Below are 13,349 nucleotides of genomic sequence, written 5' to 3'. Positions count from 1 at the left end.
TCCTTGCGGTTTAATTGTTTTCTAGGGTTTAGCCACCAAAGCGCCCTTGCGAATTACTTTAGTGGAGCGGGTTATTAAGGCATAACTGGCTTTTTCGAAAACTTTAAACACCACCACCTCGCCAGCCTTGATAAATGGTTGAGCGACCTCATCCCCGCCATCAAACACAGCTTGAATGAAGCCGTTCTCTTTATCGTACTTTGGTGATTCGCCATCATAAATGTCGGGCCCTTGCAGATAAATACCAAAGACCGTACCAGGCTTAACTTCTCGCTCACCTAGATCTAGCACTACTACATTATATTTACCGAGCAACTGGTGTTGCTCAAGGCTGTCGACAATTTGACCTTTTTGGCGAGTAGCGGGATGAAGCTCCAAATTTTGTGGTGCAATATCTTCTGCAGGCAACAGCTTATCCCCTCGTTTGGCTTCAAAATTAGCTTGCTTGAGCTCAACTAAGTGCTGGCCTTCAATTTCACTTTCCAAGGGTACCGCATCTGCTACATGTCGAATCTGGATACCAAGAAGGTTTCCATATTGATCAAGCACTGGATTCTGCTTGCGTATTATATTGTAGCGACCCGGGGTACGACGAGCCGCTCGACTAAGAACAAGATCGCCACTGACATAGCGCACCGCCCCTTCCTGATTACCCAACAAGTGCGGCAAACGTTGATATTCTTCGTCACTCATAATAGAACTATTTTCAATGTAGGGCTGGATCACCGTCCATGGAAGAGCTGGAATAGGCTCGGCTTGCTTCATTACCTTATGGCCTTGGGGAGACAACTTAATTTGTGTTTTGGGTGTCTCTCTGACCATCTCTAGTTGGGGCTCACCTTCGGCATTGTAGCGCAGGCGCAGTTCATCACCGGGATAAATAAGATGAGGATTATCTATATGTACATTGTTACGCCATAGTTCTGGCCACAACCAAGGTTTATCCAAGTATAAGCTGGAGATATCCCACAAGGTGTCGCCTTTTTTCACCACGTAAACCTCTGGTGCGCTACCTTTAATATTGATCACATCGGCCAACGATACCAACGGCAAAAACAAAAGTATCACTAACAGCTTTATTAATTTTTTGCCCATGCCTTCCTCTTTACACCTTTCATTGTGGTTTTAGTATCGACCTGCACTTGATAAAGCTTGATCGAACTTTATATATATTTAGGCTAGAATAGCGATCCCAATCATTCAATAGTCTATTTTATTGAACCGTATAGTAATTGATACTGACCTTGAGTACAGTTTTGTCAAAAACTGACCTAGGTTTACAGAGTATAGTGTAGCTGAAGAACAAGATGGCCATTTTAAACGTATTGAGATTCCCTGATGAGCGACTTCGTACAGTCGCCAAGCCCGTTGACAAGATTGACGGCGAAATAAAAACCTTAGTTGCGGATATGTTCGAGACTATGCGTGAAGAAAACGGCATTGGTCTGGCGGCGACGCAAGTTGATGTCCATAAGCGCGTGGTCGTGATGGATGTATCTGAAGACCAAGACAAACAAAGAGTATTCATCAACCCTGAAATCATTGAGATGGACGGCAAGACCATAAGCGAAGAAGGCTGCTTGTCGGTACCACACAGTTATGCCAAAGTGGAGCGTGCAGAGCATATCAAAGTAACAGCCATGGATCTTGATGGTAAAACTTTTACTTTGGAAGCTGACGGATTACTCGCTATTTGCATTCAGCACGAGCTGGATCATCTCAAAGGCAAGTTATTTGTCGATTATCTGTCTCCGTTAAAACGTCAGCGAATTCGCAGCAAGCTAGAAAAAGAAGCTCGTTTAAATTCACGCGGCGACTAATATCTTAACCAAGGAACTTTTTTGTCCAAATCACTTAATATCGTATTTGCTGGAACACCTGAGTTCGCTGCCTTGCATTTAGCGGGACTGATCCAGTCCCAGCATAATGTCATAGCAGCTTACACCCAGCCAGACAGGCCCGCTGGGCGTGGCAAAAAGCTTCAACAAAGTGCCGTCAAACAATTAGCATTGCTGCATGACATCCCTGTCTACCAACCTGTTTCGTTTAAAGATGCAGATGCGCAGCAACAATTGGCGGCCATGAATGCCGATGTCATGGTTGTAGTGGCTTACGGACTTATTTTGCCGCAAGTTGTGTTAGATACCCCTCGCCTAGGCTGCCTAAATGTACATGGTTCACTATTGCCTCGTTGGCGTGGTGCGGCGCCTATACAGCGTTCGATTTGGGCCGGTGACAAAGTTACAGGTGTTACCCTAATGCAGATGGACCAGGGATTAGACACAGGTCCTATGTTGTTGAAAAAAACCATCGATATTGAATCTACAGATACCAGCGCCACTTTGTATACCAAACTGGCCGAAACGGGGCCGTTAGCGTTATTAGATTGCTTGAACCAGTTGGAGCAACTTAGTCCTGAAACACAACAAGATGATGCCGCTAATTATGCACAGAAGCTTAGCAAGCAAGAGGCTAAAATAGATTGGCATCTAGATGCAACTCAATTAGAACGTAACATTCGTGCATTTAACCCCTGGCCCGTTGCCTACTTTAGTATCGCTGCCGAGGGACATGGAAATTTGGACATCAAGGTGTGGGGTGCAAGCGTGGTGGAACTCCCTCCCCAGCATCAGCAATTATTAGACGGTGAAATTATTCGTGCTGACAAGCAAGGTATTTTAGTTAAAGCGGGATCGAACGGTTTATTAATTAACTCTCTTCAACTGCCAGGAAAAAAAGCCATGCCCGTGCGAGATATTCTGAATGCTAAGAAAGAGTGGTTTACACCCGGTCAGGTGTTAGCTTGAGCAACAGTACAGAACAAATTCAGCAACTACGCTCCAGTAAGCATTTGCGAGCTGATGCCGCCAAGCTACTACATCAAATACTCGATCAAGGTAAATCGGCTCGAGAATGCTTACCCATTGCCCAACAACCTTATTTAGATAAAGACAAAGCTTGGCTGCAAGAAATGGTTTATGGGGTATTACGTCAACTACCCACTTTACAATATTGGTTACGTAAGTTGTTAGATAAACCCCTGAAAAACAAATACAAAGTAGTTGAGCATTTAATCATGCTGGGGTTGTATCAAATCGCTTTTAGCCGTGTCTCAACTCATGCAGCCGTATCAGAAACGGTTGAGGCGACGCGGGTATTAAAAGCAGAACCATTAAAAGGTTTAGTCAACGCTATCTTGCGTAACTTTATTAGACAAAAACTCAATGAAACACCAATCGGTGATGAACAAATAGAATCAGGTTTACCTAAGTGGCTATATAAACAAATTCAGCAAGCTTATCCTCTTCAGCTTGCCGAACTAAGTCAGGCTATGCATTCTAGACCGCCGATATGGCTGCGAGTTAACCAGCAAAAAATGTCCGTCGGGCAGTTTTCTGAATTTCTAACTGCACAGAATCAAGAATTCACATTAAGCGAAGAACATCCAGATGCGATTATTTTGGCGAAGAGTCAGGACATTACACAGTTACCGGGCTTTGACCAAGGTTGGTTTGCCGTCCAAGATGGCGCCGCTCAGTTAGCCGCGCGCTATTTACAAGCTGAAAAAAATGAGCGCATTTTAGATTGTTGCGCGGCACCTGGTGGCAAAACCTGTCATATTTTGGAATTACAACCTAACTTAAAAGAATGTATTGCTTTGGATGTAGACCCGTTAAGATTGATACGGGTACAAGAGAATTTAGATCGACTTGAGCTATCAGCCAAATTAGTCAGCGCCAACGCAACCGATATTGCCAGCTGGTGGGATGGTCAACAATTTGATCGAATTTTGCTTGATGCGCCTTGTTCCGCAACCGGTGTAATTCGTCGTCATCCAGACATAAAATGGCTACGCAAAAGCACTGATATCGACACCTTAGTTGCGCTACAACAGACAATCCTGCAAGCCATGTGGTCGGTGCTCAAGCCTGGTGGAACACTGCTTTATGCCACCTGCTCTATTTTACCCGATGAAAACCGTAATCAGATTAGTCGATTCTTAGCGCAGCAAACGGATGCGAGCTTATTACCGATTATTGAAGGCGAGACAATCAGCCAACCAGGCCGGCAAATTTTACCGGGTGAAACACAAATGGATGGTTTCTATTATGCGAGACTGCTAAAGTCTTAACCTTAAAGTAAAGCGTATTAAATCTGATAAAGAATGAAAATAATAATATTAGGCGCAGGACAAGTTGGCGGTACTCTGGCTGAAAATCTTGTAGGTGAAAAAAATGAGATTACTGTCATTGATTCAGACCAAGATACTTTGCGCTCATTACAGGACAGGCTTGACTTGCAAGTTGTTCACGGCGTGGGATCCCACCCGGATGTATTAGCCAAAGCGGGGGCCGAAGATGCCGATATGTTGATTGCTGTAACTAACAGTGATGAAAGCAATATGATGGCATGCCAAGTCGCGCACTCTCTATTTAATACACCCACCAAAATCGCTAGGGTTCGCTCTGAGCAGTATATTATTCACCAAGATAAACTCTTTCATCATCAGGATATACCTGTTGATCATTTGATTGCACCTGAACAATTAGTCACTAAAGCCATAAAGCGCCTAATTGATTACCCAGGGGCACTGCAGGTTGTAGAATTCGCCGATGGCAAAGCGTCTCTGGTGGCCGTTAAAGCCTATTACGGCGGCCTATTGGTTGGACATGCATTATCCGCGTTGCGCGAGCATATGCCAAATGTGGACACTAGGGTTGCTGCGATATATCGACGTGGAAGGCCCATACGCCCGTTAGGCACTACGGTTATAGAAGCAGATGATGAGGTGTTTTTTATCGCCGCGACTAAGCATATTCGCGCGGTGATGAGCGAACTGCAAAAACTCGAATCTAGTTATAAGCGCATTATGATTGCGGGTGGCGGATTGATAGGCGCAGGCCTAGCCAAACGACTGGAGCATAACCATAACGTTAAACTGATTGAATTTTCGCAAGAACGAGCGAAATACCTATCAGCCCATTTAGACAAAACCATTGTTTTTTGCGGTGACGCCTCAGATCATGAGTTGTTAACCGAGGAAAACGTGCAACAGGTTGACGCCTTTATAGCCGTTACCAATGATGACGAAGCAAATATCATGTCAGCAATGCTGGCGAAGCGCTTAGGTGCGCAAAAAGCCATGGTGCTGATCCAACGCAGCGCTTATGTGGATCTTGTTCAAGGTGGCGAAATCGACATTGCCTTTTCGCCCCAGCAAGCCACTATTTCAGCCTTGCTTACCCATATTAGGCGTGGTGATATTGTTAATGTTTACTCGCTGCGCCGCGGGGCAGCAGAAGCAATAGAGGCGATAGCTCACGGTGATGAAAACACCTCAAAAGTAATTGGCAAAGAAATTCGCAACATTAAACTCCCCCCCGGCACCACTATCGGTGCTGTTGTCCGTCAAGAAGAAGTGATCATTGCTCACAGTAATACAAAAATTGAAGCTAACGATCATGTCATACTGTTTTTGGTGGATAAAAAATTCATTTCAGATGTAGAAAAGCTGTTTCAGCCTAGTGCATTCTTTTTCGGTTGATTTTATACGATAAATGAACACACTGTGGCACATTGACGCTAATCAGACTTAAGGCTAATTGCTAAATCTATAACACCATTTACACTCTGCGCGCAGTCGCACTTAGCGTTATCAATAATGGAGAAACAACTATGAAACGTATTGGAGTAATTTTCACCGTAATAGCCCTATCTTTTTCAGCCCAATCTCAAGCTGAAGGATGGTTTGATTCACTAAAAAGTATGTTAGGAATGGGAGAGGAAGTAAAACAGAAAACTCCTAATTCTAATGATATGGTCGCTATATTGGCCAAAAATTTAGGCGTAAACAATCAACAAGCGCAAGGTGGATTGGGATCAATTTTCAATTATGTAAAAGGCAATATTTCAGCTGACAAGTTTAATCAATTGTCTGACTCACTGCCTGGCGTTTCTGACCTGATTAATGCAGCACCGGATGTGAGCCAGCTTAAAGAATCAGGCGGGTTAGCTGGGCTTATGGATAAGGCGGCAGAGTATAATGATTCTCTAAAAGCTATAAATAATGTTAAAAAGCAATTTGAGGCATTAGGGCTAAAACCAGAAATGATTATGCAATATGTTGAGCAGGCCAAAGCATATTTGGATACTGAACAAGGTCAACAAGCCAAGCAATTACTTATGCAAGGTTTAGGTAATTTACTGGGTTAATCCCCAAAGAGCTGGCATCTTTTTCTTAATTCGTATTATTCAAAAGCCCGCATTTAAGCGGGCTTTTTGTTGCAAGTGCCATTCATTCACCTGTTCAGATACTAGCTGCGCCAAAAGGTTGGAGAAAATAATACCAATAAAGAAAATATTTCTAAACGTCCGAATAGCATAGCAACAACCAGTAGCCATTTACCGCTATCTGTCACATCCGCGAAGGTGCCAGCCACTTGCCCAAGGCCAGGACCCAAATTGTTGAGGGTCGCCGCTGTAGCCGAAAAAGCCGTAATGTTATCCATTCCAGTTGCAATAAGTCCAATCATAATAATCACAAATATCATTGCATAAGCCGAGAAGAACCCCCACACCGCTTCTACAACTCTTTCAGGCATCAGTCTATCCCCTAACTTTACCGAGTAGACGGCTTTGGGGTGGATAAGACGCTCAACTTCACGTTTGCCTTGAAGATACAATAAGAAAACGCGTATGACCTTTAAACCACCGCCGGTGGAGCCAGCACAGCCACCAATAAAGCTCGAAAAGATAAGTAATATTGGCAAAAAGGTGGGCCAATTGGCAAAGTCAGTTGTGGCAAATCCAGCCGTAGTGCTAACAGAAACAGCCTGAAACAAAGCTTGGTCAAATGCTCCCTCTGCGTTGCCATAATTGCCGTGCTGAACGAGCACTAGAAAACAGACAGTGATCAATACTGCCTGAATAAAGAAAAATGCTTTTAACTCAGGGTCGTGAAGATACCCACGTAAAGATCTGCCGCTTGCAGCCGCATAATGTAAGGCAAAGTTCAGAGCTGCTATCCACAAAAACACGACACATATAAGATTAATGACTGGGCTATTAAAATGTCCCATACTCGCATCATAATTAGAGAATCCGCCAATGGCTATGGTCGAAAAGGAATGACAAATGGCATCGAACCAATTCATCCCCGCAGCCCAATAAGAAACCGCACATGCAATAGTCAGGGAAAGATAAATATACCAAAGGTGCTTTGCCGTATCTGCAATACGAGGCGTCATTTTAGAATCTTTTACCGGGCCTGGCGTTTCTGCTCGATAGAGCTGCATTCCACCCACCCCTAATATTGGCAAAATAGCGACAGCTAACACAATTATCCCCATCCCCCCAAGCCATTGAAGTTGTTGACGATAAAACTGTACTGATTTAGGCAGGTACTCGATCCCCTCGATAACAGTTGCACCTGTGGTGGTTAATCCTGAAAAAGACTCAAAGAATGCGTCTGTGACGGACATTTCTGGTTGTTCGAGTAACAAGAATGGGAAAGCAGCAAAGCTAGCCAAAACGGCCCAAAATAACACCACTATCAAGAAGCCTTCCTTTGCTCTTAAATCACGACGATATCTTCTATTGGGGTACCAAAAGGCTAAGCCGGTGAAAAGAATAAGAAAAAAAGCTAACAAAAATGGTAAGCCACTGCCATCTTCAAAGACTAGGGAGATAATACCGGGTAACAACATGGTAGTACTAAACATCGCAACCAACAGCCCTAATATACGAATTATCGTACGGTATTGCATCATCGTTTTAGGCATCCTTGATGTAATTGCCTGTTTAGCAATAGTGCCTGAACAGATTTAAAAGTTGGGTTCATGGAAACATACTCAAACAAGACCGCGTCCTGATCATGGTTTTGGGTTTAGGCGTTTGATGATTATCATCTTCTCAAGGATAAATCTAAAGGGGTTAATTCAAATATAGTCGATTTAATACATTGTTTTTACTCTATTTGTGCTTTGAACTGCAAATTTTATATTATTGACAAGTTCAGCTTAGCTACAAGTGAGCATAACAATTTCCAATTAGTTCGAACAGACATCAGAATTCGAATGAATTCAATCCAAAACGTCAATGATAAGAGCCTTGGTTATTACCCCTTCACATTTATCATCAAGATCAGCCTAAGTCACCGCTATTTTGTAATAGATATCACACCTTTACCCATTTAAATACATCACCAAAGTATTAAAGATACTGGAGCGCTTAATAACATTAGGGTTTGCAGAATTCAGTTTCCATCCCGATCAAATTCCTGTTAGTAAGTACAAACATACTTAGTAGCACTAATGTATTTTTTTTGGCGAATTGGCTCAGCTGTAGACGTTTAAAATCATGGCTTATGCAAATCAAGCTAGGTTGAAACTAGTTTTGATGCTAAAAAATTTTAATCCTAACTCTTCTTTCTAAATAGGAATGTGTTACATTACCGCTCTGCTCAAGCAAGGCCGCATTTTTAACATTCTATTTACATATAGATTGTTAGTTGCTTAAGCAATTTTGATAGACTTAACACCGCTTTATATTTATCTATCAACAAAATTATCCACAAGATAATAATAATAAAAATATTAAGGACAATCTCTTTCCTTATTCATGAGCATCACGGCCCATAAGGCCTGCAACCACTTCAATTTATTTTTAAGTTGATGCGTAAAGACGATCCTAAAATTCTATCTACAAAGTTATCCACAGCGAGATGAACTGGATGATGGGCGCTTTGTATGGCATTCTGCAAAATAATTTATATATATTTGATTTGGACTTTTTATGGCGATAGTTCCCCCTAATCCGTTTGTTTTAGTTGACGGCTCCTCCTATCTGTTTCGTGCCTTCCACGGGATGCCCCCTTTGACAAATTCTAAGGGCCAGGACACTGGCGCAATTTACGGTGTTGTTAATATGCTTAGAAGTCTTATGAAGCAATACTCTCCAACACATATGGCCGTCGTCTTTGATGCCAAGGGTAAAACATTCCGCGATGACATTTACCCCCTCTACAAGGCTAATCGGCCACCCATGCCCGATGAATTACGCAGTCAAATTGCTCCCCTACATAAAATAATCAGGGCCATGGGGCTACCGATTATTGTTGAAGATGGAGTAGAAGCTGATGACGTAATTGGCACTCTTGCGCAGCAAGCAACGGATCATGGTATTGACACCTTGATCAGCACAGGTGATAAAGACATGGCGCAGTTAGTCAATCAACACGTTACCTTGATCAACACTATGAATAATCAAATAATGGATGTTGATGGGGTACGGGAAAAGTTCGGCATCCCACCTGAATTAATTATTGATTTCTTGGCACTTAAAGGCGACAAGGTTGATAATATTCCCGGAGTGCCAGGGGTTGGCGATAAAAGTGCACTAGGTCTTTTACAAGGTATAGGTGGGATCGATGCCATTTATCAAAATCTGGACAAAATAGCAGATCTTGACTTCCGTGGTGCCAAGAAAATGGCTGATAAAATGCGAGAGTATGAAGAACAAGCACGGTTGTCCTATGAATTAGCCACCATAAAATTAGATGTTGAACTTGAATTCAATCCACGTGAGTTAGTACCTACTCCGCCTTTAAGCGATGAATTATCAGAACTTTTTAAAGAATATGAGTTTAAAAGATGGTTTGAAGAGGCCAGTAAAGGTGGCAATATTTTAGCGGGTAAAACGGCTACTCCTGCGCAATCAGATGACAAGGCTGAGGCAAAAGCCGCACCAGCCCTAGATAGCAGCGCTAAATATAGTACCATTTTGACCAAACAGGATTTAGACGAATGGCTTGAAAAGCTACAAAACGCCGAACTATTTGCATTTGATACAGAGACAACCAGCCTCAATTATATGGAGGCTGAATTAGTAGGCATGTCTTTTTGTATACAACCCGGCGAGGCTGCTTATCTTCCTTTGGCTCACGACTACCCTGATGCGCCCGAGCAACTAGATCGAAATATGGTGTTAGAACTGTTCAAACCTCTATTAGAAAGTGAACAACACAAGAAGGTCGGCCAACATATAAAGTATGATAAAAATGTACTGGCCAACTACCATATAGACTTAGCGGGTATCGAATTCGACACCATGTTGGAATCTTATGTATTAAACAGTGTTGCGACTCGGCATGATATGGATAGCCTTGCTAAACACTATTTACAGCATAATAACATCACCTTCGAGGAGATAGCCGGCAAGGGAGCAAAGCAGCTCAGTTTCAATCAAATACCGTTAGAACAAGCCTCACCTTATGCTGCGGAAGATGCTGATATTACTCTGCGCTTGCATCAAACCCTTTGGCAACAATTGAGTCAAGACAGCAAATTGCAATCTGTGTTTAGCCAAATTGAACGACCGCTCATTTCGGTGTTAGCCAAAATGGAACAAGGGGGAGTGTTAATTGATAGCCAAACATTGCTACAACAAACTCAAGATTTAGCTAGTCGTATTATGCAGTTAGAAAAAGAAGTGCATGATATGGCGGGAGAAGAGTTCAATTTAGGTTCGACCAAGCAATTACAAGAAATACTGTTTAATAAATTAGACTTACCTGTCCTTAAAAAGACCCCCAAAGGCGCACCTTCCACCGCTGAAGAAGTCCTACATGAACTTGCTTTGAACTATCCTTTACCTAAATTGTTATTGGAATACCGTGGGTTAACTAAATTAAAAAATACTTACACTGATAAGTTACCAAAGATGATCAACCCACGCACAGGACGTGTGCACACCTCTTATCACCAAGCCATAACGGCGACAGGAAGGCTATCATCTACAGATCCGAATTTACAAAACATTCCTATTCGGACTGCGGAAGGCCGTAAAGTCAGACAAGCCTTTGTGGCCCGTCCCGGATATAAAATTGTAGCTGCGGATTATTCTCAAATTGAGCTTCGTATTATGGCCCATTTGTCTAAAGACAAGGGGCTGGTGGATGCGTTTTCAAGTGGTAAAGATGTTCACAAAGCTACAGCTGCAGAGGTATTTTCTGTCGGCCTTGATGAAGTAACAAGTGATCAACGACGCAGTGCTAAAGCGATTAATTTTGGATTGATTTACGGTATGTCAGCCTTTGGCCTGTCTCGTCAGTTAAATATTCCAAGGCAAGACGCACAAAAGTATATGAATGTCTATTTCGAGCGCTACCCTGGCGTTTTAGGGTATATGGAGGATACTCGGGTATCAGCCAAAGAATTAGGTTATGTATCGACGGTATTTGGTCGCAGGCTATATTTACCTGATATCAATGCGAGTAATGGCATGCGTCGTCAAGGTGCAGAGCGGGCCGCAATCAACGCCCCCATGCAAGGCACGGCTGCAGATATAATCAAAATGGCAATGATTAAAGTGGATCAGTGGATCGATGGTCTAGCTAATGATGATGTTAAAATGATCATGCAAGTACATGATGAGCTTGTTTTTGAAATAAAAGAACAAAAAGTAGCTGAGCACACTAAAACCATTATAGCGCTAATGGAAGCAGCCGTTTCACTTTCAGTCCCGCTAATTGTGGAAGCTGGAACAGGAGAAAATTGGGATGAAGCGCACTAAATTGATAGAGACTATTCACTACGAAGAAAGTAAATAAACTAGGATGTTGTAATAAAATTACACTTTTGCATTGCAAAAGCCTGCACGATGTCTAAAATATACTCTGTAGGGTACAGAGGTTACTTTTTAGTTATACCTTTGATTTTGACCTCGGCTTTTGCCGAGGTTTTTTTATGCCTGCAAGAAAGTTTTTACGAGCTGTGTGAACTTTTACGAAACTGTAGACTCTGACTATATAGTGTTTATGTGTTTTCTCTCAGTGTGTATGCCTCTTTGCTTGCAAAGAGGCTTTTTTTATTCACTGGTATCAGCATCCTCCTGCGCTGAGGTTGTTGTATAACCCAGCCAGCTATCTAATACCGCTTCTAAGTTATCTAGACCCAATCCATTTAGGGATGAAAAAGCGTGAACGGTCACATCTCCACAAAATGCCATAGAGGCTTCACGGGCCATCAGCAACTGCGCTTTGCGCTTACCTGACTTCAATTTGTCCGCTTTAGTTAAAAGTGCCAAAACAGGTAAATTACGCTCAACCGCCCAGGCAATGAGTTGCTGGTCAAGATCTTTGAAAGGATGACGGATATCCATAAGCACCACTAGCCCCTTTAAGCTCTTTCGAACTTGCAAGTATTCGCCCAATGCCTTTTGCCATTTAAGTTTCATATCCAAAGGTACTTTAGCGTAACCGTAGCCGGGTAAATCAACCAACCGACGGCCTTCGTCAATTTCAAACATATTGATTAATTGAGTTCTTCCTGGCGTTTTACTGGTTCGTGCTAGACCTTTTTGCCGAGTTAGGCGATTTAACGCACTTGATTTTCCTGCATTTGAACGACCGGCGAACGCAACTTCTACTCCAGTATCCTGCTCTAGGTGTCGGATATCAGGAGCGCTTTTGGTAAATTTGGCATGACTATAGTGACTCACACATTCTCTCTTAACATTGGAAGGTTGATCGGTATTTTTGCTGGCAAGTATAACATTGATAGGCATTTATTGAGCTAAAACGATGAAATATCCACACAATTCTTCTGGAAATGATTTTATCATGCCATTATATGTGTAAAATACCGTTATTAATTAACCATTTCAAAAAGATGTTTTGAGAACCACTATGAAAAAATTGGGTTTGTTATTGTGTTTATCGTTTGCGTTTTCAACTACTGTTTTAGCACAAGGTGATGCTGAAGCAGGGAAAGCTAAGTCACTTACTTGTGCCGCATGTCATGGAGCCGATGGTAACTCTGCTATTGAGATGAACCCTAAATTGGCAGGTCAACATGCCAATTATTTAGCTAAACAGTTAGCTGAGTTCAAACTAGCATATGAGACCGGTGGTAAAGAAGGACGTAACAACCCCATCATGGGCGCTCAGGCAGCGGGTCTCTCAGAACAGGACATGCAGGATCTAGCAGCCTACTTTTCATCACAAGAACAGTCAGCGGGTTCGACGCCAGAAGATGTGATCGAAAAAGGCCAGAAGCTATATCGCGGTGGGGATGTTGATAGAGGCGTAACCGCTTGTATTGCCTGCCACGGTCCAAGAGGAAATGGTATGGGATTGGCTGGTTTTCCTGATATCAGCGGTCAACATACAGGTTATTTGAAAAGCCAACTAGAGATGTTTAAAAGCGGTGACCGAGCCAATGATTTGAACGGCATGATGCGTGATATCGCGAAAAAATTAACTGACGAAGATATCGAAGTATTATCCAAATACTTAGGTGGACTTCATTAATTAAGGTAATTTAAATTACCCCAATACAATAATATGACCA

10 protein-coding genes are annotated in these 13,349 nt (G+C 42.5%); 7 read left to right on the top strand and 3 right to left on the bottom strand.

What is annotated here, in order from left to right:
• Nucleotides 1-21: 21 nt before the first annotated feature.
• Nucleotides 22-1,095, bottom strand: coding sequence for a LysM peptidoglycan-binding domain-containing protein (locus QR722_RS00100; protein ID WP_286284704.1), 1,074 nt, complete (start codon nucleotides 1,093-1,095; stop codon nucleotides 22-24).
• Nucleotides 1,096-1,307: 212 nt separating this feature from the next.
• Between QR722_RS00100 and def the strand changes: the two genes are divergently transcribed.
• The 5 genes from def to QR722_RS00075 all read left to right on the top strand — a co-directional run bounded on the left by def (nucleotide 1,308) and on the right by QR722_RS00075 (nucleotide 6,213).
• Nucleotides 1,308-1,820, top strand: a complete 513-nt coding sequence (gene def, locus QR722_RS00095) for a peptide deformylase (protein WP_286284703.1) — start codon at nucleotides 1,308-1,310, stop codon at nucleotides 1,818-1,820.
• Nucleotides 1,821-1,841: 21 nt separating this feature from the next.
• Nucleotides 1,842-2,807: a methionyl-tRNA formyltransferase gene (fmt, locus tag QR722_RS00090; protein WP_286284702.1), complete on the top strand. Its 966-nt coding sequence runs from the start codon at nucleotides 1,842-1,844 to the stop codon at nucleotides 2,805-2,807.
• Nucleotides 2,804-4,132, top strand: coding sequence for a 16S rRNA (cytosine(967)-C(5))-methyltransferase RsmB (gene rsmB, locus QR722_RS00085; protein WP_286284700.1), 1,329 nt, complete (start codon nucleotides 2,804-2,806; stop codon nucleotides 4,130-4,132). Before fmt ends, rsmB begins: the two co-directional genes overlap by 4 nt.
• A 33-nt stretch (nucleotides 4,133-4,165) precedes the next feature.
• Entirely contained in the window at nucleotides 4,166-5,545 is a 1,380-nt protein-coding gene (gene trkA, locus QR722_RS00080; RefSeq protein ID WP_286284699.1) for a Trk system potassium transporter TrkA, read from the top strand.
• Nucleotides 5,546-5,676: 131 nt separating this feature from the next.
• Nucleotides 5,677-6,213 carry a DUF2780 domain-containing protein gene (locus QR722_RS00075; RefSeq protein WP_286284698.1) on the top strand — a complete coding sequence of 179 codons (537 nt, stop codon included), beginning with the start codon at nucleotides 5,677-5,679 and terminating at the stop codon, nucleotides 6,211-6,213.
• A gap of 101 nt (nucleotides 6,214-6,314) precedes the next feature.
• Here the strand turns inward: QR722_RS00075 and QR722_RS00070 are convergent, their stop codons facing one another.
• Nucleotides 6,315-7,766 carry a TrkH family potassium uptake protein gene (locus tag QR722_RS00070; RefSeq protein ID WP_286287750.1) on the bottom strand — a complete coding sequence of 484 codons (1,452 nt, stop codon included), beginning with the start codon at nucleotides 7,764-7,766 and terminating at the stop codon, nucleotides 6,315-6,317.
• A 1,027-nt stretch (nucleotides 7,767-8,793) separates the two neighbouring features.
• Here QR722_RS00070 and polA point away from each other — a divergent pair.
• Complete coding sequence (gene polA, locus QR722_RS00065) at nucleotides 8,794-11,571, top strand: DNA polymerase I (protein ID WP_286284697.1); 2,778 nt, start codon at nucleotides 8,794-8,796, stop codon at nucleotides 11,569-11,571.
• Between the two features lie 294 nt (nucleotides 11,572-11,865).
• On the opposite strand, the gene yihA is transcribed toward polA, so the two are convergent.
• Nucleotides 11,866-12,498 (bottom strand): ribosome biogenesis GTP-binding protein YihA/YsxC, encoded by a 633-nt coding sequence (yihA, locus tag QR722_RS00060; protein WP_286284696.1) that lies wholly within the window; start codon nucleotides 12,496-12,498, stop codon nucleotides 11,866-11,868.
• 187 nt (nucleotides 12,499-12,685) lie between these two features.
• On the opposite strand from yihA, the gene QR722_RS00055 reads away from it, so the two are divergent.
• Nucleotides 12,686-13,309 (top strand): c-type cytochrome, encoded by a 624-nt coding sequence (locus QR722_RS00055; protein WP_286284695.1) that lies wholly within the window; start codon nucleotides 12,686-12,688, stop codon nucleotides 13,307-13,309.
• The last annotated feature ends 40 nt before the right edge of the window (nucleotides 13,310-13,349 follow it).

It is taken from the genome of Aliiglaciecola sp. LCG003 (genome assembly GCF_030316135.1).
Classification (GTDB): domain Bacteria; phylum Pseudomonadota; class Gammaproteobacteria; order Enterobacterales; family Alteromonadaceae; genus Aliiglaciecola.
This window is presented reverse-complemented; position numbering and strand designations above follow the sequence as displayed.

Coding starts and splice junctions, on each gene's coding strand:
- QR722_RS00100 (WP_286284704.1), bottom strand. CDS start 1,095: ATGGGCAAAAAATTAATAAAGCTGTTAGTGATACTTTTGTTTTTGCCG.
- def (WP_286284703.1), top strand. CDS start 1,308: ATGGCCATTTTAAACGTATTGAGATTCCCTGATGAGCGACTTCGTACA.
- trkA (WP_286284699.1), top strand. CDS start 4,166: ATGAAAATAATAATATTAGGCGCAGGACAAGTTGGCGGTACTCTGGCT.
- QR722_RS00075 (WP_286284698.1), top strand. CDS start 5,677: ATGAAACGTATTGGAGTAATTTTCACCGTAATAGCCCTATCTTTTTCA.
- QR722_RS00070 (WP_286287750.1), bottom strand. CDS start 7,766: ATGCAATACCGTACGATAATTCGTATATTAGGGCTGTTGGTTGCGATG.
- polA (WP_286284697.1), top strand. CDS start 8,794: ATGGCGATAGTTCCCCCTAATCCGTTTGTTTTAGTTGACGGCTCCTCC.
- QR722_RS00055 (WP_286284695.1), top strand. CDS start 12,686: ATGAAAAAATTGGGTTTGTTATTGTGTTTATCGTTTGCGTTTTCAACT.